The organism is Streptomyces sp. SCUT-3 (assembly GCF_014083985.1).
In the GTDB taxonomy this organism is placed as follows: domain Bacteria; phylum Actinomycetota; class Actinomycetes; order Streptomycetales; family Streptomycetaceae; genus Streptomyces_H; species Streptomyces_H thermolineatus.
This window is the reverse complement of sequence record NZ_CP046907.1, coordinates 1,913,190-1,935,102: the sequence shown is the minus strand read 5'-3', so window position 1 is coordinate 1,935,102 and position 21,913 is coordinate 1,913,190. Positions and strand designations below refer to the sequence as shown.

General features: G+C 72.4%; 19 protein-coding genes and 1 pseudogene. 8 read left to right on the top strand and 12 right to left on the bottom strand.

Annotated elements, in window-relative coordinates:
- Window positions 1-65 precede the first annotated feature (65 nt).
- Window positions 66-521, bottom strand: coding sequence for a hypothetical protein (locus tag GQS52_RS08355; RefSeq protein WP_182312796.1), 456 nt, complete (start codon window positions 519-521; stop codon window positions 66-68).
- Between the two features lie 10 nt (window positions 522-531).
- Entirely contained in the window at window positions 532-1,275 is a 744-nt protein-coding gene (locus GQS52_RS08350; RefSeq protein WP_182312795.1) for a hypothetical protein, read from the bottom strand.
- A gap of 238 nt (window positions 1,276-1,513) precedes the next feature.
- Here GQS52_RS08350 and GQS52_RS08345 point away from each other — a divergent pair, with 238 nt between their 5' ends.
- The 3 genes from GQS52_RS08345 (at window position 1,514) to GQS52_RS08335 (ending at window position 5,364) form a co-directional block, all read left to right on the top strand.
- Window positions 1,514-2,245 (top strand): Crp/Fnr family transcriptional regulator, encoded by a 732-nt coding sequence (locus GQS52_RS08345; protein ID WP_182312794.1) that lies wholly within the window; start codon window positions 1,514-1,516, stop codon window positions 2,243-2,245.
- A 315-nt stretch (window positions 2,246-2,560) separates the two neighbouring features.
- Window positions 2,561-5,065, top strand: a complete 2,505-nt coding sequence (locus tag GQS52_RS08340) for an ATP-binding protein (protein WP_182312793.1) — start codon at window positions 2,561-2,563, stop codon at window positions 5,063-5,065.
- Between the two features lie 41 nt (window positions 5,066-5,106).
- The gene (locus GQS52_RS08335) at window positions 5,107-5,364 is read left to right on the top strand and encodes a hypothetical protein (protein ID WP_182312792.1); all 258 of its coding nucleotides are present in this window, start codon (window positions 5,107-5,109) and stop codon (window positions 5,362-5,364) included.
- A 549-nt stretch (window positions 5,365-5,913) separates the two neighbouring features.
- Here the strand turns inward: GQS52_RS08335 and sodN are convergent.
- Window positions 5,914-6,309: a superoxide dismutase, Ni gene (gene sodN / locus GQS52_RS08330; RefSeq protein WP_182312791.1), complete on the bottom strand. Its 396-nt coding sequence runs from the start codon at window positions 6,307-6,309 to the stop codon at window positions 5,914-5,916.
- 147 nt (window positions 6,310-6,456) lie between these two features.
- Here sodN and sodX point away from each other — a divergent pair.
- Window positions 6,457-6,768: pseudogene (gene sodX / locus GQS52_RS27615) on the top strand (nickel-type superoxide dismutase maturation protease); the annotation flags it as partial.
- 289 nt (window positions 6,769-7,057) lie between these two features.
- On the opposite strand, the gene GQS52_RS08320 reads toward sodX, so the two are convergent.
- On the bottom strand, window positions 7,058-7,684 hold the full coding sequence (locus GQS52_RS08320) for a CGNR zinc finger domain-containing protein (protein WP_182312789.1): 627 nt from the start codon (window positions 7,682-7,684) through the stop codon (window positions 7,058-7,060).
- A gap of 80 nt (window positions 7,685-7,764) precedes the next feature.
- Between GQS52_RS08320 and GQS52_RS08315 the strand changes: the two genes are divergently transcribed.
- Window positions 7,765-8,568, top strand: coding sequence for a class I SAM-dependent methyltransferase (locus tag GQS52_RS08315; RefSeq protein ID WP_182312788.1), 804 nt, complete (start codon window positions 7,765-7,767; stop codon window positions 8,566-8,568).
- 107 nt (window positions 8,569-8,675) lie between these two features.
- Here the strand turns inward: GQS52_RS08315 and GQS52_RS08310 are convergent, their stop codons facing one another.
- Genes GQS52_RS08310 through GQS52_RS08300 form a run of 3 tightly spaced genes read right to left on the bottom strand, consistent with a single transcriptional unit; the run spans window position 8,676 to window position 11,369 of the window.
- Window positions 8,676-9,428: an amino acid ABC transporter ATP-binding protein gene (locus GQS52_RS08310; RefSeq protein WP_182316293.1), complete on the bottom strand. Its 753-nt coding sequence runs from the start codon at window positions 9,426-9,428 to the stop codon at window positions 8,676-8,678.
- Window positions 9,429-9,439: 11 nt separating this feature from the next.
- A complete protein-coding gene (locus GQS52_RS08305) occupies window positions 9,440-10,378 on the bottom strand; it encodes an amino acid ABC transporter permease (RefSeq protein ID WP_182312787.1) in 939 nt (312 codons plus the stop codon).
- 34 nt (window positions 10,379-10,412) lie between these two features.
- Window positions 10,413-11,369: an ABC transporter substrate-binding protein gene (locus tag GQS52_RS08300; protein WP_182312786.1), complete on the bottom strand. Its 957-nt coding sequence runs from the start codon at window positions 11,367-11,369 to the stop codon at window positions 10,413-10,415.
- Between the two features lie 377 nt (window positions 11,370-11,746).
- Here GQS52_RS08300 and GQS52_RS08295 point away from each other — a divergent pair, with 377 nt between their 5' ends.
- Window positions 11,747-12,943, top strand: coding sequence for an NADP-dependent malic enzyme (locus tag GQS52_RS08295; protein WP_182312785.1), 1,197 nt, complete (start codon window positions 11,747-11,749; stop codon window positions 12,941-12,943).
- A 138-nt stretch (window positions 12,944-13,081) separates the two neighbouring features.
- Here GQS52_RS08295 and GQS52_RS08290 read toward each other — a convergent pair whose 3' ends face one another.
- On the bottom strand, window positions 13,082-13,312 hold the full coding sequence (locus GQS52_RS08290) for a DUF397 domain-containing protein (protein ID WP_182312784.1): 231 nt from the start codon (window positions 13,310-13,312) through the stop codon (window positions 13,082-13,084).
- Window positions 13,309-14,169 (bottom strand): helix-turn-helix transcriptional regulator, encoded by an 861-nt coding sequence (locus tag GQS52_RS08285; RefSeq protein WP_182312783.1) that lies wholly within the window; start codon window positions 14,167-14,169, stop codon window positions 13,309-13,311. Before GQS52_RS08285 ends, GQS52_RS08290 begins: the two co-directional genes overlap by 4 nt.
- 254 nt (window positions 14,170-14,423) lie before the next feature.
- Between GQS52_RS08285 and GQS52_RS08280 the strand changes: the two genes are divergently transcribed.
- Window positions 14,424-14,960: an ATP-binding protein gene (locus GQS52_RS08280; RefSeq protein WP_182312782.1), complete on the top strand. Its 537-nt coding sequence runs from the start codon at window positions 14,424-14,426 to the stop codon at window positions 14,958-14,960.
- An 82-nt stretch (window positions 14,961-15,042) separates the two neighbouring features.
- On the top strand, window positions 15,043-16,005 hold the full coding sequence (locus GQS52_RS08275) for a zinc-binding dehydrogenase (protein ID WP_182312781.1): 963 nt from the start codon (window positions 15,043-15,045) through the stop codon (window positions 16,003-16,005).
- 96 nt (window positions 16,006-16,101) lie between these two features.
- Here GQS52_RS08275 and GQS52_RS08270 read toward each other — a convergent pair whose 3' ends face one another.
- From GQS52_RS08270 to GQS52_RS08260, 3 genes are all read right to left on the bottom strand, one after another.
- Window positions 16,102-16,281: a DUF6104 family protein gene (locus GQS52_RS08270; RefSeq protein ID WP_182312780.1), complete on the bottom strand. Its 180-nt coding sequence runs from the start codon at window positions 16,279-16,281 to the stop codon at window positions 16,102-16,104.
- 288 nt (window positions 16,282-16,569) lie between these two features.
- Window positions 16,570-20,415 (bottom strand): multifunctional oxoglutarate decarboxylase/oxoglutarate dehydrogenase thiamine pyrophosphate-binding subunit/dihydrolipoyllysine-residue succinyltransferase subunit, encoded by a 3,846-nt coding sequence (locus tag GQS52_RS08265; RefSeq protein ID WP_182312779.1) that lies wholly within the window; start codon window positions 20,413-20,415, stop codon window positions 16,570-16,572.
- Between the two features lie 248 nt (window positions 20,416-20,663).
- The gene (locus GQS52_RS08260) at window positions 20,664-21,707 is read right to left on the bottom strand and encodes an ATP-binding protein (RefSeq protein WP_259370657.1); all 1,044 of its coding nucleotides are present in this window, start codon (window positions 21,705-21,707) and stop codon (window positions 20,664-20,666) included.
- Window positions 21,708-21,913: the final 206 nt, after the last annotated feature.

Here is a 21,913-nt window from a genome sequence, read left to right as displayed (position 1 = left end):
CGGCGGCCCCGCGGGCACGCCCCCGACGGCTGTTTTCGGCCACCGGGTGGGCGGCTCGCGTTCCGTCACGACGACCGGTCGGCGCCGGGCGGGGCCCCGGTCCGGTCCGGCCCGTACGCGTGCAGGTCGCCGTACTGGACGGCGAAGACGGTGCCGGAGTCGCGGGCGGTGTTGGTCTGCTCCAGGACGGGCCTCCCGCGGCCGTCCCGGAGGGCGCCGTCGACCTCGGCGACCAGCCGGGCCAGGGACGTGCGGCAGGAGGGGGCCCGGCGCAGCAGCGCCTCCAGCTCCAGGGCCCAGGCCCCGAGCAGCGCCTGCCGGACGTCGTCGGGGGACGCGGTCCCCCGCACCATGGAGGCGTTCCCGTCGAGCCGGGCCTCGACCGAGGCACTGCGGTCCGGGTCGCCCCGGCGGAAGAGACCGAGGACGGCCTCCCTCGTGCTCTGCCACAGGTCCGTCGCCATCGCCGCGACCACTGCCGCGGCGCCTGCTTCCGCCAGCAGGGTCAGTTCCTCGGTCACCCGGGCCCCTTCACGCCTTGCCGTTGATGTGGATGTTCTGTGTGCCGTTCCCGAGCGCGTAGACGGTCCCGTTGCCCGAAGCCCTGCTGATCATCCTCACGCCGCCGGACGCCCCTCCGCCGCCGGACGCCCCTCCGCCGCCCGGCGCCCGCCCGGCGGGCCCCGGGGCGAGCACCTTGTACTCCGGCACGTGGAGCCAGGCGGACGCGGTGTACTCCTTCTCGGTGAAGGTGACTTCGCGGAAGGCGGCGGGGTCGATCCCGGGGGAGCCGTGGCAGACCGTCTCCTCGTGGAAGTGCCGCGAGACGAGCAGCGCCACCGCGGCCCCGGGGGTCCGGGCCAGGGCGTCCCGGGCGGGTGAGGCGTCGAGCATCCTGGCGAGGACCTCGAGCGGCCGGCCGACGGCCCTGCCGTCCGGGGTGATGCGGACGTCCCCCGCGTGCAGCGCGACCCGGACACGCACCCGGGCGAGCGGCCCGGCGAGCTCGTTGTGGGCGCGGAGGCGGACCGCGAGCTCGTGGACCAGCGGGTGGATCAGCCGGGCCTTCCGGACCCCGGCCGGAGCCGTCACCCGCACGCCGTCGCCAAGGTCGTCGCGCAGGCACTCCTCCCACTCGATCCCGCTCCGCCCGAACGACTCGCGGAGCGCCGCCCGGAGCACCTCGCGGATCTGCCGGAGCGCCACGTCGCCGCGCCCCGCCGAGCCCTCGATGTCCGCGGCGAACAGGGCCCGGTACTCCGGTTCTTCTTCCATGCGCTCCTCCTGACGGCGGGACGGGCCCCGGCACGGGTGGTCCTCGAAGCGGGGCGTGGCCGTACCCTGCCACGTCCGTGCTCCCACTGTGCCCCGATTGAAAGGGGCGGATCCCGTCGCAATACTGGATCGGCCCGAAGCCGCAGGAGCGGGCTCCGGCGAAGAAGACGCCGAAGCGGGTCCCGGGGCCGCACGGGTCCCGGCGACGGACCCCGCGTCGGCAGGAGGCGGGGAGCGCATGGGTGGCACACCGCAGGGCCGGGGCGCGGACGGCGGACCGGCGCGGGAGGAACGGACCTGGCCCCCGGCGAGCCTGCTCGGCGGCCTCCCCCGGCCCGCCCGGGACCGGCTCCTCGCGCTGGGCGTGCGGAAACGGTACGAGGCGGGCCGCGTGCTCGTGCGCGAATCGGATCCGACCACCTTCGTCCTGGTGCTCCTCGGCGGCGTGGTCAAGGTGACCGGACGCACCCACGACGGCCGGGACGCCCTGCTGGCCGTCCGCATGGGCGGGGACCTGGTCGGCGAGTTCGCGGCGCTGGACGGGAAGCCCCGGTCGGCGACGGCCACGGCCTGCGGGCCGGTGGCCGCCAGGGTCGTCGGCCGCGACGAATTCCTCGCCCGCATGCGCGACGACCCCGGGATCGCGCACGCGGTCAACGCGTCCGTCGTCTCCAAGCTCCGCGCCGCCAACACCCACCGCATCGACTTCACGGGGTGCGACGCCACCACCCGGCTGGCCCGGGTCCTCCACCAGATCGCGATGACCCACGGAGAGCGTTCCGGCGCGGGGGTCGTGATCCGCTGGCCGATCACCCAGCCGGAACTGGCGACCCTGGCCGGCGCGGCGGAACCCACCGTGCAGAAGGCGCTGCGCAGGTTCCGCGAGGCGGGCGTGGTCTCCACGGGCTACCGCACCATCCGGGTCGAGGACCTCACCCGTCTGAACAGCATCGCCTTCGACCACCGGTGACACGGCGTCCGCCGCGTCCGCCGTGACCGCGGCGGCCGCGCGGCACCGGCGGGACGCACCGGCGGGACGGACCGGCGGGACGGACCGCCGTCGCCCGCCGGGGCGCGAGCTGTGGAGCAAATGAGCAGAAGCAGTCGTACGACGGTATTGCCCGCCGCGGTCCTCGCTAGCGTGAAACCCGGAAGGCCGACGGGCGGACGGGGCGGACGTGCCGCCGAACCGCCCGGCTGCACGGAGAACTTCGGAACCGACGGGCGCCCAGGCGTCCCGCCAGGGGGCGGTCGCACTCTCCGCGACCGGGAATGAGACGTGGCGATGGAAGAGACGGACGGCGCCGTGGGCGCCCCGGACGGGCCCGGCCGGGACGCGGCGGCCGGGCAGGCGCACAACGAGTACCGCGTGGACATCGACGGCAACGTGTCGGGGCCCGTGGTCGCCGGCAACCACAACGTCGTGATCGACGCCCAGCACGGGTCCACCGTGACCCTGCTCGCGCCGCAGGAGCGCCCGCGGCCGGTGCGCCGCGACCGGGTCGCACTGCTGCCCCGGCGCCGGCGCGAACCCGTGGGCCGGGACGCCGACCTGGCCGCCCTGGAGGAAGCCGTGCGGGCGGGCGGCCCGGTGCAGCTGTGGGGGCCGCCCGGGGTGGGCAAGAGCACACTCCTGCGGTACGCGGCACGCTGCCTGGAGCCCGGACCGGACGGCGCGCTGTTCCTGAACGCGGCCCACCGGGAGGCCGGAGACCTCGCCCAGGAGATATTCGAGGCCTGCTACGAGGCCCCCGGATACGCGCCGACGGGCCCGGAACTGCGGCGGCTGATGGCCGGGGTCCGGGTGACGGTGTACCTCGACGACGCGGACCTGCCCCCCGAGCAGCTGGACCTGCTCGCGGACGCGGCCCCTGACGCGACGTTCGTCCTCGCCGGCCGCGAGCGGACCCTGCTCGGCGAGGGAACGCCGCTGGAGCTGCAGGGACTGCGCCGCGAGGCGGGACTGGAGCTGCTGGCCCGGGAGCTGGGCCGCCCGCTGCCCGAGGGCGAACGGGCGGCCGCCGGCGAGTTGTGCATGCTGTCGCTCGGACGGCCCCTGCTGCTGCTGCGCGCGGCCGGACTGGCCCGGCTCGACGCGCCGGACGCGGTCAGGCTGCCCCGCCCGGCCCAGGTCAAGGGCCTGCTGCCGCTGCTGCTCGACAGACTCGACGCGGCGGCGACGAGCGCCCTGCACCTCCTCGCGACGCTGGGCGACGCGGAGCTGGCCCCGGCGCACATCGGTGCACTGTGCCGGGTCGCGGACCCGGCGGCGCTCTGCGGCGACCTGGCCGGCCTGGGACTGGCCCTGGCCACGGAGCGCGGGTACCGGTGCGCCCCGGACGCCGTGCCGGAAGTCCGGCGCCGGAACCCCCGGGCGTTCCCCGCCGACCGGCTGTGCGACCACTTCGCGGGCTGGGCCGCGCTGCCGTCCACCACCCCGGCCCAGGTCGCCGACCACGGGCGGGCGTTGGAGCTGGCGGCCGAACTGGCCGAGCACCAGGGACGGCCGGACCTCGCCGTGCGGGTCGCACGGGCCGTGTCGCCCGCGCTGGCGCACTCACTGCGGTTCGGCGTGTGGGGCCGGCTGCTCGACCAGGGCCAGGACGCCGCCCGGCGGGCGGGCGACAGGACGGCCGAGGCCTACTTCACCCACGAGAAAGCCGTCCGGTGCCTCCTGGTCGGCCAACGCGTGGTGGCCGCGACCCTCCTGGCCGAGGCAGTGGTGCTGTGGCGGGAACTGGGCGACACCGACGGCGTCGACGCCGCGCTCAACGCCCAGCAGTACACACCGCCGCCGCAGCCCCAGGTACCGTCGCAGCCCGCCCCGGACGGCGGCGCGCTCCCGGGCGCCGACACCGGCACGGCACCGTCCCCGGCCGACGGCGGCACGGTCCCGGGCGCCGACACGACAACGACTACGACACTTCCGTCCGACGCAGGCCCGGTCCCGGGGCCCGATGCCGGCACGGTCCCGGGGCCCGATGCAGGCACGGCGCCGTCCGTCCCGGACGGCACCGCCGGTTCCGTCCCGCACGGCGGGGACGCCACGACCGCGGGAGCCGACTTCACTCCCCAGGGCCCGGGGCCCGACGTGGCGGCGGACCCGACGTCACTGGCCGCACCCGCTCCGCCCGGGCCCGACGCCGCGGCGCAGGTGATGAACCCGGGCGTGCAGAGCACCGCCCACTCCTGGGGCGCGGCCACCACGGGCACCACCGCCGGGACGGGCGGTGGCGTCGCCGCGGGCACGGTGGTGGCGAGCGGGGTCATGACCCTGGTCGCCGCGGTCGCCGCGATCGGCATCGGTGTCGGCGTCTACCAGAACCAGGAGTCGGACAACAGCCCGCCGACGGTGGTGTCCCAGCCCTCGGAGACGGCGTGGACGGACCCGTGGGGCTCGGGGACCGACACGGGGGACTCGGGGACCGACACGTGGGAGTCGGAGCCCGACACCTCGACCGGGCCGGGGAACGACCTCGCGGGGGTGTGGGAGGACGCCCAGGGCAACGGCCACGAGATCGTCGATTCGGGGGACGGCTCGTACACGTACATGCTTCGAGGCTCCTGTGGCGAGACCGTGACCGTGGAGGTCACCGGCAGCGACGGCAGCTACAGCGCCTCGGAACCGATGCAGGAAGAGGGCTCCTGCGGAGTGACCGACAGAAAGGTCGACGTGACCTTTGCCGTTGCTCAGGACGGGAGCACCGTCGAGGTTCAGAAAACCGCGCAGTCCGACGGCTCCTGGACGTGCCTCGACTGCGAAGCCGAAACCTGGACCCGTGTGTCCTAGTCCTCCTCGACTTTCCACCACGGACGAAGGGATTACCCACCATGGCGAATTCCCAGGGCGACCGGTTCTCGATCAGCATCGGCGGTGACGTCTCCGGCACGGTCGTGGCCGGTCACAGGAACCACGTCGAGGTCGGCAGGGACCGGCTCGACGCGCCGGCCACCGACGCGCCGGCCCGGGAAGACCGCGCGGCCGGGGCGACCCAGAAGAACGTCGCGAAGGACGACGCAAGCCTCTACACCGTCATGAACGGCGAACTGCACATCCACAACAACAACGGCGGCCCGGCGCCGCAGTAGGGACGTCGCCGGCGCACACGTGCGCCGGGACCGCCGAGTCGACTTCGACCGAAGCGCCCGGCCGTGGGCCTCGCGCACCCGCGGCCGACGGGCGAAGCCGCCCCGATCCCGTGAGACCTGAGGAAAATCCCCCTGGAAGCGGAGGAACGGTATGGAAACGTGCTCGGACTGCGGACGCTCCAAGCAAGGCGACTGGTGCGGGTACTGCTGGGGGTTGGCGGCAGGCGTGGCGTACCACGAGGGAGGGATCGACGCCGTCAGGAGGATGAGTGAGGAAAAGAAGTCCGGAGGCGGCTGCGTCCTCGTTCTCTTCTCCGGCGCGGCGATCCCGGTTGCGCTGGAAGTGGTGCAGCGGCTGACCTGAGCCGGTACCGGCCGTCCTCGTCGCGTCCGTGACCACCGCATCGCGAACGTCCGCCCGCCGTCGGCCGGGTACGGAAAACCGCACCCGGTCCGCTGTGGACGCCGTGCTCGGCGGCCTGCGGACCGGGTGCGGACCCGGAGACACTGCAATCAAGAAAATCGCAGGTCAAAAGGTCTGATCGAAGATCAGGCCTTCTTGGTCTCCCAGAAGATCTTGTCGATCTCGGCGATGAGGTCGAGCAGCTTCTGGCCGGTGGCCGGGTCGGTCGAGGCCTTGGCCGCGGAGGCGGCCTTCAGCGCGTCGTTGACCAGCTGGTGCAGCTGCGGGTACTTCTCGAAGTGCGGAGCCTTGAAGTAGTCGCTCCACAGCACCGAGATGTGGTGCTTGGCCAGCTCGGCGCGCTGCTCCTTGATGACCACGGCACGCGCCCGGTAGTGCGGGTCGTCGTTGCCCTGGTACTTCTCCTGGATGGCCTTGACCGACTCGGCCTCGATGCGGGCCTGGGCCGGGTCGTACACGCCGCAGGGGAGGTCGCAGTGGGCGCTGACCTTGACCTTCGGGGCGAACAGGCGAGAGAACATTACTGTCCTTCCTCGGTACGTGATCGTCTTCTCAGGGGGAGGTTACTCCCCGGGGGACGTGTTTTCCCGCCTGCCCCCGGAGGTCTGGGCCAAAAGTCCGACGGGCGGACGGGACGGGAGGACGACGAGGTCGTGAGGAGGCCTGCGATGGGTGATCCGGGACGGGCGGCCGCCGGGCCGCCGCTCGGGGTGGCGGAGGTGGTGGGCCCCTCGATGGTGCCGACGCTGCGCCACGGCGACCGGCTGCTCGTGCGTTACGGGGTGCCCGTCCGGGCCGGGGACGTGGTGGTGCTGCGGCACCCGCTCCAGCAGGACCTGCTGATCGTCAAGCGGGCGACCGGACGGCGGGACGGCGGCTGGTGGGTGCTGGGGGACAACCCGTACGCCGAACCGGACAGCCGCCAGTTCGGCGCCGTGCCGGAGGAACTGGTGCTGGGGCGGGCCGTGCTGCGCTGGCGGCTGCTCGGCGGCCCGGGGACCGGCCCGGCCGGTCTCGGCCCGGCCGGCCCGGGCCGGGGCCGCCCGGGAACGGGGGGACGCGGGCTGTTCGCGGCGGTGCTGCGGGCGGTGGACCGCGCGGTGCGGGCACTGCCCGTGCGCATCGCGGTACTGCGCCCGCGCCCCGCGCCCGGAACGGGGACGGGAACGGGGGCAGGCGCGGGGAAGAGCGGCCGGGCGGGGTGACGGCGCGCGGCAGCGGGGACGGGCGGGCTGCGGCGCCGGAGCGCCCGGCGGCGGGGGCGCCGTCTCAGTTCACCTCGGCGGTGGTCCCGGGGGCGGCCTCCGCGGTGGTCCCGGCGGCGGCCTCCGTGTTCTCCAGGCGCTTCTTCCGGGCCCGGTAGGCGGCGACGTTCGCCCGGGTGGCGCAGCGGTCGGAGCAGTACCGCCGGGAGCGGTTGGTGGAGGTGTCCACGTAGGCGTTGCGGCACGGGTCGGCCTGGCAGATCCCCAGCCGGTCCACGCCCGTCTCGGTCAGCTGCCAGGCCAGGCCCATGCAGGCGAGCGCGGCGTAGCCGGCGGTGGCGTTGGCCGCGTGGTCGGCCAGGTGCATGTGCCACTGGGGCCGCCCCCGCTCGTCCAGGTGCCCGTGGCCGGAGATCTGGGGGCTGACCGGGAACTCGATCAGCAGGCCGTTGAGCAGGTCGACCGCGAGGACCTCGTCGCCGGACGCCGCGGCGCTGAAGACCGCGCGCAGGCGGGAGCGCACCGCCCGCAGCCGGGTCACGTCCGCCTCGCCCGTCCGGCGGGCCGTCTGCCGGTGGGCCCCGAAGAGCTCGCGCACCGCCTCCACGGAGGTGAGCGAGTCCTCCCCGCGCCCCGGTTGCTCGCTGTTGACCAGGCGCACGGCGAAATCCGCGTAAGAGGCCAGTTCCACTTGAGATCCTTACTTGGCGCGGGTTAGGGTCGGTAATGGCTCGGCTTGGTACGAGGGTATTACGACAGGGGAGGCCCAGGATGACCAGCGCGACGACCGGCACGACCGGGATCACCGGCACCACCGGCATCACCGGCCACGGGGACGACTGGAGGGCCTGGCAGGACAGCTGGGACCGGCAGCAGGAGTGGTACCTGCCCGACCGCGAGGAGCGCTTCCGGGTCATGACCGACCTGGTCGAGGCCGTCGCCGGGCCCGAACCGGTGGTGCTCGACCTGGCCTGCGGCACCGGCAGCATCACGGACCGCCTGCTGCGCCGCCTCCCCGGCGCCCGCAGCGTGGGCGTCGACCTGGACCCGGCGCTGCTCACGATCGCCCGCGGCACCTTCGCCGGCGACGACCGGGCGGAGTTCGTCACCGCAGACCTCAGGGACGACGACTGGACGCGGAAGCTGCCCCGCCGCGACTTCGACGCGGTGCTCACCGCGACCGCCCTGCACTGGATGGACACCGAGGCGCTGAGCGGCGTGTACCGGGCGGTGGCGTCGCTGGTGCGGCCCGGCGGGCTGTTCGTGAACGCCGACCACATGCCGCAGGAGGGCACCCCGCTGATCGACGCGGCGGAGCGGGCCCTGCGCCTGCGCCGCCAGGAGGAGCAGAAGGCGGCCGGGACGCCCGACTGGCGGGCCTGGTGGGAGCTGGCCGGGCGGGACCCGGTGCTGGCGGACGCGGTGGCCCGCCGCTCCGAGGTCTTCGGCGACCACTCGAACGGCGACTTCCAGCCGCAGGAGTGGCACGCGCGGACGCTGCGCGAGGCCGGCTTCCGCGAGGCGCGCACGGTGTGGTGCTCGGTGCCGGACGCGATGGTCGCCGCGCTGCGCTGACGCGGGACGGGAGCGGTGGGGCCCCCGCCGCCACCGGCCGGCACCTGTGCCGGCGATGGTGGCGGGGGCCCCACCGCTCCCGTGTGTACGCACGCGTCCCGCGGGTGTCACAGCACCTTGGACAGGAACGCCTTGGTGCGGTCGTGCTGCGGGTTGGTGAGGACCTCGCGCGGGTGGCCGGACTCGACGACGACGCCGCCGTCCATGAACACCAGCGCGTCGCCCACCTCGCGGGCGAAGCCCATCTCGTGGGTGACCACGATCATCGTCATGCCCTCGTCGGCCAGGCCGCGCATGACGTCCAGGACCTCGCCGACCAGCTCCGGGTCGAGCGCGGAGGTCGGCTCGTCGAAGAGCATCAGCTTCGGCTCCATGGCCAGCGCGCGGGCGATCGCCACGCGCTGCTGCTGCCCGCCGGACAGCTGCGAGGGGTAGTTGCCCGTCCTGTCGCCCAGGCCCACCCGGTCCAGCAGCCTGGCGGCCCGCTCGCGCGCCACCGCCTTGGCCTCCCCCTTGACCTGCACGGGGGCCTCCATGACGTTCTCCAGCGCCGTCATGTGGGGGAAGAGGTTGAACCGCTGGAAGACCATGCCGATGTCGCGCCGCTGGGCGGCGACCTCTTTGTCCTTCAGCTCGTAGAGCTTGTCGCCCTTCTGGCGGTAGCCGACCAGCTGGCCGTCCACCGACAGCCGTCCGCCGTTGATCTTCTCCAGGTGGTTGATGCACCGCAGGAAGGTGGACTTGCCGGAGCCGGACGGGCCGACCAGGCAGAACACCTCGCGGGGGGCGACCTCCAGGTCTATGCCCCGCAGGATGTGCGCCGCGCCGTACGACTTGTGGACGGCCTCGGCCTTGACCATGGGAACGGCGCTCACTTGGCCACCTCCGGACGGCGGAGCGAGATCAGGTTCGCCCTGACCTTCTGCCACGGGGTGGGCGGCAGGTTGCGGGTCGAGCCGCGGGCGTACCGGCGCTCCAGGTAGAACTGGCCGATGCTCAGGACCGTGGTCAGGATCAGGTACCACACGGCGACCAGGAAGAGCATCTCCACCGTGGCGCCGGAGGTCTGGGCGATGTTCTGCCCCGCCCGCAGCAGGTCGAAGTACTGCACCACGACCACCAGCGAGGTGGTCTTGAGCATGTTGATGACCTCGTTGCCGGTGGGCGGCACGACCACCCGCATCGCCTGCGGCAGCACGACCCGGCGCAGGGTCTTGCCGTGGCTCATGCCCAGCGCGTGGGCGGCCTCGGTCTGCCCCTCGTCCACCGACTGGATGCCGGCCCGGACGATCTCCGACATGTAGGCGGCCTCGTTCAGGCCCAGGCCCAGCAGGGCCGCCATGAACGGGGTCATGAAGTCGGCCCACTCGTCCCGGTAGAAGCCCAGGTTGATGTAGGGGAAGACCAGGCCCAGGTTGAACCACAGCAGCAGCTGCACGTAGACCGGGGTGCCGCGGAAGAACCAGATGTACCCCCACGCGACGGAGGAGGTCACCGGGTTCTTCGACAGCCGCATCACGGCCAGGATCGCGCCCAGGACGACACCGAGGACCATGGAGGCCACGGTCAGCCACAGGGTGTTGCGGACGCCCTCGAGGATGCTCGGGTCGAAGAAGTAGTCCGGGATGGCCGTGTAGTTGATGTCTCCCTGGCTGAAGGCGTAGACCACCATCGCCAGCAGGGCGAACACGACGACGGCGGAGACCCAGCGCCCGTAGTGGCGCACAGGGATCGCCTTGATGGCCGCGGGCGGCGGGCTCGTCGCGGAGGGGCCGGTGGGCCCCTCCGTCTTGTCGACGGGATTAGTCACAGGATGTTGCCTTTCGGGGACGTGCTCCGCCGGGTCAGGAGCCGCCGTTGATCTTGACCTCGGTGACCGCGCCGTCCTCGACGCCCCACTTCTTCAGGATCTTGTCGTACTCGCCGTTCTCGATGATCGCCTCGAGGGCGGCCTTGAGCGCGTCGCGCAGCTCGGTGTTGCCCTTGCTCACCGCGATGCCGTACGGGCCGGCCTCGACCTGCTCGCCGACCAGCTCGAAGTCCTTGCCGCCGCCGGAGGTCTTCACGGCGTAGGCGGCCACCGGGAAGTCACTGGAGCCGGCCACCGCGCCGCCGCCGCGCAGCCGGGTCTGGGCCTCGGCGTCGTTGTCGAAGGCCTCGACGGTGATCTTGCCCTTGTCGTCCTTCTCGCACTCCTTGGACTGCGCCTTGGCCAGGTCGTGCGAGACGGTGCCGCGCTGCACCACCATCTTCTTGCCGCACAGGTCGTCCCAGTCCTCGATCTTCTTCGGGTTGCCCTTCTCGGTGTAGATCGAGACGCCCGCGGTGAAGTAGTCGACGAAGTCGACGCCCTCGCCGACCTTCTTGCCGGTCTCGGAGTCGACGCCCTCCTGCCGGTCCTTGGTGTCGCTCATCGCCGACATCACCATGTCGTAGCGCTTGGCGCGCAGCGAGGTGAGCAGGCCGTCGAAGGTGCCGTTGTTGAACTGGAACTCCACGCCGAGCTGCTTGCCCATGGCGGCGGCGATGTCGGGGTCGATGCCGACGGTCTTGCCGCCGTCCTTGAACTCCACCGGGGCGTAGGCGATGTCGGAGCCGACCTTGATCACGCCGGCTTCCTGGACCTTCTTCGGCAACTTGTCGAACAGCGGCGCGTCGGATTTGGCGGTTTTGTCTCCCGCACCCGCGCTCTCGGTCTGGTCGCCGCAGGCGGTCAGGAGGAGGGCGCCGGTCACCGCGATGGCGCCGATCCCCACGGAGCGGGAGAAGGCGGCGGAGCGGCGGGCGGTACGTGCGGTCATGCTGGGTTTCCTCCTGCGGACGGGGGTGGCGGAACCAGTGTGCACACGGCAAAAGGATTCGCCAGTGTGTGTGATTGTCGGCATCTTGCCATCCGGACCGCCCCGGCAGAGTCCCTCGTGTGTCAAAATCGGATAACGGGCGATCCCCTGACCACCGACCGAGCACCGTGCGTACGTCATCTTCACCACGACGCAACCAATCGGCTCGTCGGAGGAAGCAGTCATCCGGTAGAACGGACCCTTACCCCGGAACCTGGGGAGTGGGCGCGCGTGCGGCGTGCCCGGCGCCTGACCAGCCGTGCAGGCGCGTACCCGTCAACCCTCACCGCGGGACGCCGAAGCGCGTACCCGCACAAGACAAAAAGGGGTCAGTCACAGTGGCAGCGGAGATCGTCAATACCATCGGCGACACGGACGACAACTTCATCGATCCGGCCTTCGCCCTGCACCGCGGCGGGAAGATGGAGGTGAGCGCCACCGTCCCGGTCGACAACCGCGACGACCTGTCCCTCGCCTACACCCCCGGCGTGGCACGGGTGTGCACCGCCATCGCGGAGAAGCCGGTGCTGGTCAACGACTACACGTGGAAGTCCAACGTCGTCGCGGTCGTGACCGACGGCACGGCCGTCCTCGGCCTCGGCGACATCGGCCCCGAGGCGTCCCTGCCCGTCATGGAGGGCAAGGCGATCCTGTTCAAGCAGTTCGGCGGCGTCGACGCCGTCCCGATCGCCCTGGCCTGCACCGACGCCGACGAGATCGTCGAGACCGTGGTGCGCATGGCCCCCTCCTTCGGCGGCATCAACCTCGAGGACATCTCGGCGCCGCGCTGCTTCGAGATCGAGGCCAAGCTCCAGGAGCGCCTGGACATCCCCGTCTTCCACGACGACCAGCACGGCACCGCCGTCGTCACCCTCGCCGCCCTGCGCAACGCCGCCGTCCTGACCGGGCGCACCCTCGGCCAGCTGCGCGCGGTGATCTCCGGCGCGGGCGCGGCCGGCGTGGCGATCGCGAAGATCCTGGTCGAGGCCGGCATCGGCGACGTGGCCGTCGCCGACCGCAAGGGCATCGTCCACGGCGGCCGGGACGACCTGACCCCGGTCAAGCGGGACCTGGCGTCCTTCACCAACAAGGCCGGCCTGACCGGCTCCCTGGAGAAGGCACTGGACGGCGCGGACGTCCTCATCGGCGTCTCCGGCGGCACCATCGCCGAGGAGGCCGTGGCGACGATGGCGAAGGACTCCTTCGTCTTCGCCATGGCCAACCCCGACCCCGAGGTCCACCCGGAGGTCGCCCGCAAGTACGCCGCCGTGGTCGCCACCGGCCGCAGCGACTTCCCCAACCAGATCAACAACGTCCTGGCGTTCCCCGGCATCTTCGCCGGCGCCTTCCAGGTCCGGGCCTCCCGGATCACCGAGGGCATGAAGCTCGCCGCGGCCGAGGCGCTGGCCGCCGTCGTCGCCGACGAGCTGTCCGCCGACTGCGTGATCCCCTCCCCGTTCGACGAGCGGGTCGCCCCGGCGGTCACCGCCGCGGTCGCCGCCGCCGCCCGCGCCGAGGGCGTCGCCCGCCTGTAGCGCCCCCGGTCGCCCGGCCGGGCCGCGCCGTGCCGCCGGGCCCAGGACGGAAGCCGACGAAGGCCGCCCGGCACCCCCGCAAGGGGTGCCGGGCGGCCTTCCGGCCGCTCCGGGCGGTTTCCGCCACGGCGGTGGGCCTCAGCCCGCGGCGTCGAACTCGCCCTTGCGGGCCCCGTCGAGGAAGCATCGCCAGACGTGCTCGGTGACCACGAACGGCGGGTTGGCCGGGTCCTCGCTGTCCCGTATCGCGACCCAGCCGGGGAAGTCGCGGCACACCTCCAGACAGCCACCGTTGCCCCCGCTGGCCGCGGCTTTGAACCAGTGGGCGGCGGTGAGGTCTTCCCGGGTCGGTCGGGTGTCACGGTTCATCGCATCTCCTCGGCGGCGTCGCGCAGCAAGGCCCTCGTGTCGTCGGGGGCCAGGGCCATGGCCCTCAGCAGGTCGAGCGTACTGACGAACCGCCGCACCTCCGGCCTCTTCTGCAGATAGAGGTTCCCGGCCTGCGACTCGACGTAGACCACCGGGTCGTCGGCCTCGAACTCCATCAGGCTGAACGCACCGCCCAGGCCGGGGTGGCCTCCCTTGGCGTACGGCAGGACCTGCACGGTCACGTTGGGCAGGGCCGAGACCTCCACCACGCGGAGCAACTGCTCCCGCATCACGGAGGCGCCGCCGATCGGACGCCTGACGGCCGCCTCGTCCAGGACGATCCACAACTCCAGCGGATCGGCGGTCCTGAACAGCACTTCCTGCCGTTGGGTCCTCAACTCCACCAGGGCATCGATGTCACTCGGCCGGTGGTCGTTCCAGGACTCGATCACCGCGCGTGCGTACTCCGGTGTCTGCAGCAGCCCGTGGACCAGCAAGGGCTCCCAAGCCTTCTCCGCCAGGGCGTCCGTCTCCAGGCCCACGTAGACCTCCAGACCGGAGGGCAGCACGTCCCCGTAGCTCTCCCACCAGCCTGGCTGCTGTGATCCGGCGAGCATGTCGAGCAGCATCTCGACCTGGTGCTCGGCCGTCACGCCGTACAGGGCGCACAGGCGTCGTACGTCGTCGGGTTTCGCGACCGCTCCGCCCTTGCCGGTCTCGATGCGGGAGATGCGGGTCATCGAACACCCCAGCTCCCGGGCCACCGCTTCGCTGCGCAGCCCGGCCTTCTCCCGCAGGCGTCGCAGCTCCGCGCCGAGCTGGCGCCGGTTGACCGCAGGTCCGCTCTTACGGGACATCGGCCGCACCCCCCACATGTGTACGAACGTGCATGTTGTCTCCGCCGCATGCTGTCAAAACCGGCTGTTCGTTGCGGCTGTTCGGGAAACGGGTAGCTCGTTCGAGTGGTGAATGCGCGACGCACTTGCGTCGCATGTGCGCGCAGTGACTCCATGGGGTTGGAAGAACACTCTTTGCGACGGGCCGCCCCGGTGCTCTGCCGGGTGACGGTGCTGCTCCGGCGTCCAGTCGCGCGAACCACAGGGGGACCTCCGTGTACATCCCGTTCAAGGGACGGCTTCGGCCCGCCCGTCCGCACGGGCTCGACGCCCGGCTCGCCGTCCGGCCGGTGGCCGGGGGCCGGCGGGTGGCCGTGCCGCTGCCGGGGGACGATCCGGCGAGTGCCCGCGCGGCGCGGCGGATCGTCCGGCACCGCCTGGCGGTGTGGGGGGTCCCCGGGGAGCCGGCCGACGACCTGGTGCTGATCACCGGCGAGCTGGCGGCGAACGCCCTGACGCACGCGGTGCCGCCGCAGGCCGGGGGAAGGCGGCTGTGGGTCGTGGTCGGACGCCACCCCGGGGCCGTCCTGGTCGCCGTGGTCGACAACGGGGTGTACGACCCGGGGCCCCTGCGGCCGAGGACGCCCGACGACACCGCCTGCAGCGGACGCGGGCTGTACATCGTCGCGGGGCTGAGCGACCGGTGGGGGCACCTCGCCCACCCCCTGGGCACCTGCGTCTGGGCCGCCCGCGACCGGCCCGCGGGCCCTTCGGGCCCTTCGGGCCCCTCGGCGGGGGCCGACGGCGGATGAGGGTGCCGTACGGCCCGGACGCGGCACGCATCACACTGATGCCCGGTTCCCCGCGGGGCCCCCACGGCCTAGGGTTCTGATCATGTTCGCCGCCTACGCCGCACGCATCGACCGCGACCAGCCGCTGAACGGACTGGAGCTGGGGGAGCGCCCGGAGCCGGAGGCCCGGCCCGGGTGGACCACCGTCACCGTCAAGGCTGCCTCCCTCAACCACCACGACCTGTGGTCGCTGCGCGGGGTGGGGATCACCGAGGAGAGCTTCCCGATGATCCTCGGCTGCGACGCGGCCGGCGTCGACGAGGACGGCAACGAGGTCGTGCTCCACTCGGTGATCGGGGAGAGCGGCCACGGCGTGGGGCCGAAGGAGAGGCCCACCATCCTCACGGAGCGTTACCAGGGCACCTTCGCGGAGAAGGTGACCGTGCCGGTGTGGAACGTGCTGCCCAAGCCGAAGGAGCTGTCCTTCGAGGAGGCCGCCTGCCTGCCCACCGCCTGGCTGACCGCCTACCGCATGCTGTTCACCAACGGCGGGGTGCGCCCCGGCGACACGGTGCTGGTGCAGGGCGCGGGCGGCGGTGTGGCCACGGCCGCGATCGTCCTCGCCAAGGCCGCGGGCCTGCGCGTGTACGCCACCAGCCGCGACGAGGCCAAGCGGGCACGGGCCCTGGAGCTGGGCGCCGACGAGGTGTTCGAGTCCGGGGCGCGGCTGCCCACCCGGGTCGACGCGGTCATGGAGACCGTCGGCGCCGCCACCTGGTCCCACTCGGTGAAGTCGCTGCGGCCGGGCGGCACCCTGGTCATCTCCGGGGCCACCAGCGGCACCAACCCGCCGTCGGGCGAGCTCGCCCACATCTTCTTCCGCCAGCTGAAGGTCGTCGGCTCCACCATGGGCAGCAAGGACGAGCTGGAGGACCTGCTGAGCTTCTGCGCCCTGACCGGGGTGCGCCCGGTGATCGACAGCGTGCTGCCGCTGGACCGCGCCCGCGAGGGCTTCGAGAAGATGGCCGGCGGCGACCTCTTCGGCAAGGTCGTCCTCACCGTCTGAGGCCCCGCGCCGAACGGGACCGTGGGCCGGGCCCCGCGCCGGACGACCGGCGGCGGGGCCCGGCCCACGGCCGTGGAGGCGTGCGGGCGCCCGGGGCTACTCCTCGTCCTCGTCGTCCAGCCGGGCCAGCCAGGTGGCCAGCCGCTCGACCGGGATCTCGAACTCGGGGTTGAGGTCGACGAACTCGCGCAGCCGCTCGGCGACCCAGTCGAGGGAGACCTCCTCCTCGCCGCGACGGTCCTGCAGCTCCTCGATGCCGCGGTCGGTGAAGTACATGATGACGCTCCGGAGGGGAAACGGACGGATTCCTGCGGCTCAGGATAGGCCCACCCCGCCTCGCCCCCCGCCGCGCCCGCCCCGAACCCGAGGGGTGGGGGAGAGCGCCGGAACCGGGTCGGCAAAGCGTAGGATTCGTGCCCGTTTTGCCGCTTTTTCGTTGCGGTTCGCCGCCACAACTTGCTTGATCAGCCGGGGGCGGGACGGCGCGAGGGGCCCCGCGGACGGAATCCGCGGGGCCCCTCGCCGGGTGCCCGGCCGGACGGCCGGGCACCGCTGCTCGTCGCGTCAGATCTCGAAGACCTCGCGGACCAGCTGCTCCTGCTCGGCCTGGTGGCGCTTGGCCGAGCCCACCGCCGGGGACGAGGACGACGGGCGCGAGACGCGCCGCAGCCGGTCCGCGTTGTCCGGGGCGGCACCCAGGACCAGGTCCAGGTGGTCGATCAGGTTCAGGGCGATGAACGGCCAGGCGCCCTGGTTGGCCGGCTCCTCCTGGGCCCACACGTACTTCTGGGCCTTGGTGAACTTCGCCAGCTCGTCCTGGATCTCCTGGGCCGGCAGCGGGTACAGCCGCTCCAGGCGGACGAGCGCCGTGTCGGTGACGCCGCGCGCCTTACGCTCGGCGGCCAGGTCGTAGTAGACCTTGCCGGAGCAGAAGACGACCTTGCGCACGGCCTCCGGCTCCACGGTGTCGTCGCCGATCACCGGACGGAAGCCGCCGGAGGTGAACTCCTCCGCCTTCGACGCCGCGGCCTTCAGGCGCAGCATCGACTTCGGGGTGAAGACGATGAGCGGCTTGTGGTGCGGGTTGTGGACCTGCCAGCGCAGCAGGTGGAAGTAGTTCGACGGCAGGGTCGGCATGGCGACCGTCATGTTGTTCTGCGCGCACAGCTGGAGGAAGCGCTCGATGCGGGCCGAGGAGTGGTCCGGGCCCTGGCCCTCGTAGCCGTGCGGCAGGAGCAGGGTGACGCCGGAGGTCTGGCCCCACTTCTGCTCGGCGGAGGTGATGAACTCGTCCACCACGGTCTGGGCGCCGTTGACGAAGTCGCCGAACTGCGCCTCCCACATCACCAGCGCGTCCGGGCGGGCCAGCGAGTAGCCGTACTCGAAGCCCATCGCCGCGTACTCGCTCAGCAGCGAGTCGTAGACGTTGTAGCGGGCCTGGCCCTCGGACAGGTAGAGCAGCGGGGTGTAGTCCTCGCCGGTGGCCCGGTCCACCAGCACCGCGTGGCGCTGGCCGAAGGTGCCGCGGCGCGAGTCCTGGCCGGCCAGGCGGACGGGGGTGCCCTCCATCAGCAGGGAGCCGATGGCCAGGGTCTCGCCCATGCCCCAGTCGATCGTGCCTTCCTCGACCATGCTCATGCGGCGCTGCAGCTGCGGCAGCAGGCGCGGGTGCACGGTGACCCGGTCGGGCACGTTGACCTGGGACTCGGCGATCCGCTTGACGACCTCCGCGCTGACGGCGGTGTCGACCGCGACGGGGAAGTCCTCGGCCCGCGGGGCCCCCTCCGCCGCCCGGGGCTCGGCCGGGGCCGGCTGGGAGGCGGCGTTGCGGACCTCGGTGAAGACCTTCTCCAGCTGGTCCTGGTAGTCCTTGAGCGCCTGCTCGGCCTCCTCCAGGGTGATGTCGCCCCGGCCGATCAGCGACTCGGTGTAGAGCTTGCGCACCGAGCGCTTCTTGTCGATCAGGTCGTACATCAGCGGCTGGGTGAAGCCGGGGTTGTCGCTCTCGTTGTGGCCGCGGCGGCGGTAGCAGACGAGGTCGATCACGACGTCCTTGTTGAACGCCTGGCGGAACTCGAAGGCCAGCCGCGCCACGCGGACCACGGCCTCGGGGTCGTCGCCGTTGACGTGGAAGATCGGCGCCTCGATCATCCGCGCCACGTCGGTGGCGTACATGGAGGAGCGGGACGACTCGGGGGCGGCGGTGAAGCCGACCTGGTTGTTGATCACCACGTGCACGGTGCCGCCGGTGCGGTAGCCGCGCAGCTGCGACATGTTCAGGGTCTCGGCGACCACGCCCTGGCCGGCGAACGCCGCGTCGCCGTGCAGCATCACGGGCAGGACGGTGAAGTCCGTGCCGGCCTTGTTGATGATGTCCTGCTTGGCGCGGACCACGCCCTCCAGGACCGGGTCCACCGCCTCCAGGTGCGAGGGGTTGGCGGTGAGCGAGACCTTGATCTGCTCGCCGTCCAGGCCGGTGAAGGTGCCCTCGGCGCCCAGGTGGTACTTCACGTCGCCGGAGCCGTGCATCGACTTCGGGTCGAGGTTGCCCTCGAACTCGCGGAAGATCTGCGCGTACGGCTTGCCGACGATGTTCGCCAGCACGTTGAGGCGGCCGCGGTGCGGCATGCCGATGACGACCTCGTCCAGGCGCGACTCGGCGGCCGCGTCCAGGACCGCGTCCAGCAGCGGGATGACGGACTCGCCGCCCTCCAGCGAGAAGCGCTTCTGGCCGACGTACTTGGTCTGCAGGAAGGTCTCGAACGCCTCGGCGGCGTTGAGGCGGCGCAGGATGCGCAGCTGCTCGTCGCGCTCGGGCTTGTCGTGCGGGCGCTCGACCCGGTCCTGGACCCACTTGCGCTGCTTGGGGTCCTGGATGTGCATGAACTCGATGCCCACGGTGCGGCAGTACGAGTCGCGCAGCACGCCGAGGACGTCGCGCAGCTTCATCATCGACTTGCCGGCGAACCCGCCGACCGCGAACTCGCGCTCGAGGTCCCACAGGGTCAGGCCGTGCTCGATGATGTCCAGGTCGGGGTGCTTGCGCTGGCTGTACTCCAGCGGGTCGGTGTCGGCCATGACGTGGCCGCGGACCCGGTAGGAGTGGATCAGCTCGAAGACGCGGGCGGCCTTGTTGACGTCGTCGTCGTGGGTGGCGTCGATGTCCTGGAGCCAGCGGACCGGCTCGTAGGGGATCCGCAGGGACTTGAAGACCTCGTCGTAGAAGTCGTTCTCGCCCAGCAGCAGCCGGCTGACCGTGCGCAGGAACTCGCCGGAGGCGGCGCCCTGGATGACGCGGTGGTCGTAGGTCGAGGTCAGCGTCATGACCTTGGAGATGCCCAGGCGGTTGAGGGTGTCCTGGGCGGTGCCCTGGAACTCGGCCGGGTACTCCATGGCGCCGACGCCCATGATCAGGCCCTGGCCGGGCATCAGCCGCGGCACGGAGTGCACGGTGCCGATGCCGCCGGGGTTGGTCAGGGAGGCGGTGACGCCGGTGAAGTCCTCCATCGTCAGCTTGTTCGCGCGGGCGCGGCGGACGATGTCCTCGTAGGCCTGCCAGAACTCGAAGAAGCTGAGCGTCTCGGCCTTCTTGATGGCCGCGACGACGAGCTGGCGGTCGCCGTTGGGCTTGACCAGGTCGATGGCCAGGCCCAGGTTGACGTGCTCGGGCTTGACCAGGGTCGGCTTGCCGTCCCTCTCCGTGAAGGAGTGGTTCATCGACGGCATCGCCTTGAGCGCCTGCACCATCGCGAACCCGATCAGGTGCGTGAAGGAGACCTTCCCGCCGCGGGCGCGCTTGAGGTGGTTGTTGATGACGATGCGGTTGTCGATCAGCAGCTTGACCGGGACCGCGCGCACCGAGGTGGCGGTGGGCAGCTCCAGGCTGGCGTTCATGTTGCGCGCGACGGCGGCGGACGGGCCGCGCAGCGTCACGTACTCGGCGCCGGCGGGCTCCGCCTTGGCGGGCTCGGCCTTGGCGGCGGGCTTCGCGGCGGCCGGCTTGGCGGGCTCGGCCTTGGCGGGCTCGGCCTTTGCCGGGGCGGGCGCGGCGGCCGCGGGCTTCGCCGCGGGGGCGGCCTTCGCTGCCTCGGGAGCGGGGGCGGCCGGGGCGGCGGCCTGCGGGCCCGCCCCGTCCGGCACCGGGGTCGGCACGGCCTTGGGACGGGCGGGGGCGGCCGCCGAGCCCTGCGCGGGCTGCGGGGAGGCCGCCTCGGCGGCGTCCTTGCCGGGCTTGTAGTCGGCGAAGAAGTCCCACCAGGCCCGGTCCACCGAGTTCGGGTCCTGGAGGTACTGCTGGTAGATCTCGTCGACGAGCCACTCGTTGGGGCCGAAACCCGCGGCGGAGGGACTCTTGCCCGCTCCGTCGGACTCGGTCGAGACACTCGAGGTATTGGGGGACTGTGGCGACACGGCGAGAACCGCCCTCTTCCGCTTCCTTGGGTGATGGACAGCGGGAATAAAGGCTACGCCCCTGACCGGGCTTCCCGCAGGCCCGGGGGGCAGTCGTCGCGTAAGTCACACCGTAAGGCTGGTTTCAACCCCATCGTTGACGGGAAATGGCGTGTCTTTGGGCTGTTTCGCGTACGCTGCAGCCCGGCCGCGGACAACACATCCACTCCACCGCGTTGCCGCGGGGTCTGCCTCGATGGAACCCTACGTCAACTGCGCAGTCGGCCCCTGCCCGGAAGGCTGACACGTATGCGGCAGCCCCGCGGGGACTCCACGACCCGGATCCGGCCGCCGTGCAGGTCCACCGCCCACCGGGCGATCGCCAGCCCCAGCCCGGTGCCGCCGTCGCCGCTCTTCCCCTTCTGGGAAGGCGCCGAGCCGCGGTTGAAACGGTCGAAGATCCGGTCGTGCTCCGCCTTCGGAATGCCCGGGCCCTCGTCCAGCACCTCCAGTTCCAGGCTCAGCGGCGCCGCGCCGGGCCGGGCGCTGACCGTGACCCGGCCCCCGGGCGGGCTGTGCTTGACCGCGTTGTCGATCAGGTTGGACACCACCTGGTGCAGCCGCTCGGTGTCCGCGCAGGCCGTCAGCCCCGACGGCGAGACGGCCAGGTGCAGGTGGACGTCGGTGCGGCTGCGCGACCCCGCGGCCATCGCGTCCATCTGCGCCGTCCGGAGCACCGCCGACAGGTACGGCCACACCTCGAAGGGCCTGGCGTTCAGCGGCACCACGCCGTTGTCCAGCCGCGACAGGTCCAGCAGGTGCTCCACCAGCCGGCCCAGCCGCTCGGTCTGCCCCAGGGCCGTGCGCAGCGTCTCCGAATCGGGCTCGCAGACCCCGTCGACCACGTTCTCCAGCACCGCCCGCAGCGCGGCGATCGGGGTGCGCAGCTCGTGCGAGACGTTGGCGACCAGCTCCTTGCGGTGGCGGTCCACCGCCTCCAGGTCGGCGGCCATGCGGTTGAAGGCCACCGCGAGGTCGCCCAGCTCGTCCCGGCGGCCCGCGCGGACCCGGCGGCTGTAGTCCCCGTTCGCCATCGCCCGCGAGGCCGCCGTCATCTCGCGCAGCGGCGCCGTCAGGCTGTGCGCGATCAGCTGCGTCAGCAGCATCGAGGCGATGATCGAGAAGACGGTGATGATCCGCAGCTGGGTCTCGGTGCGGAAGGCCACGATCACCAGGCCGGTGGTGATCAGCACCGACACCACGACCAGGGTGTTCAGCTTCGTCTTGATCGAGAACGGCCGGGTGGCGGCCACGGCCCCCCGCCACCTTCCCGGGCGGGCCGCCCCGTTCTTCCCTGTTTCGTCCTCCGCGGTCCCGTCCTCCGCGGTCCCGTCCGCGCCCGGCGCGGCGCCGTCCCGGTCCGGCCCGTTCCCGCCGGGCCCGTCCCGGCGCGGCGGTCGGACGGATGCGGGTGCCGTCGAGGTCATGGGAGCCCCCCAGGGCGTAGCGGCCGGCCGTG

Excerpts from the sequence above, each read along its gene's own strand:
- sodN (WP_182312791.1), bottom strand. The coding sequence starts at position 6,309 with ATGTTCTCTCGCCTGTTCGCCCCGAAGGTCAAGGTCAGCGCCCACTGC.
- GQS52_RS08270 (WP_182312780.1), bottom strand. The coding sequence starts at position 16,281 with ATGTACTTCACCGACCGCGGCATCGAGGAGCTGCAGGACCGTCGCGGC.
- GQS52_RS08300 (WP_182312786.1), bottom strand. The coding sequence starts at position 11,369 with ATGACCGCACGTACCGCCCGCCGCTCCGCCGCCTTCTCCCGCTCCGTG.
- GQS52_RS08345 (WP_182312794.1), top strand. The coding sequence starts at position 1,514 with ATGGGTGGCACACCGCAGGGCCGGGGCGCGGACGGCGGACCGGCGCGG.
- GQS52_RS08290 (WP_182312784.1), bottom strand. The coding sequence starts at position 13,312 with ATGAACCGTGACACCCGACCGACCCGGGAAGACCTCACCGCCGCCCAC.
- GQS52_RS08310 (WP_182316293.1), bottom strand. The coding sequence starts at position 9,428 with ATGGTCAAGGCCGAGGCCGTCCACAAGTCGTACGGCGCGGCGCACATC.
- GQS52_RS08350 (WP_182312795.1), bottom strand. The coding sequence starts at position 1,275 with ATGGAAGAAGAACCGGAGTACCGGGCCCTGTTCGCCGCGGACATCGAG.
- GQS52_RS08335 (WP_182312792.1), top strand. The coding sequence starts at position 5,107 with ATGGCGAATTCCCAGGGCGACCGGTTCTCGATCAGCATCGGCGGTGAC.
- GQS52_RS08285 (WP_182312783.1), bottom strand. The coding sequence starts at position 14,169 with ATGTCCCGTAAGAGCGGACCTGCGGTCAACCGGCGCCAGCTCGGCGCG.
- GQS52_RS08340 (WP_182312793.1), top strand. The coding sequence starts at position 2,561 with ATGGAAGAGACGGACGGCGCCGTGGGCGCCCCGGACGGGCCCGGCCGG.
- GQS52_RS08315 (WP_182312788.1), top strand. The coding sequence starts at position 7,765 with ATGACCAGCGCGACGACCGGCACGACCGGGATCACCGGCACCACCGGC.
- GQS52_RS08275 (WP_182312781.1), top strand. The coding sequence starts at position 15,043 with ATGTTCGCCGCCTACGCCGCACGCATCGACCGCGACCAGCCGCTGAAC.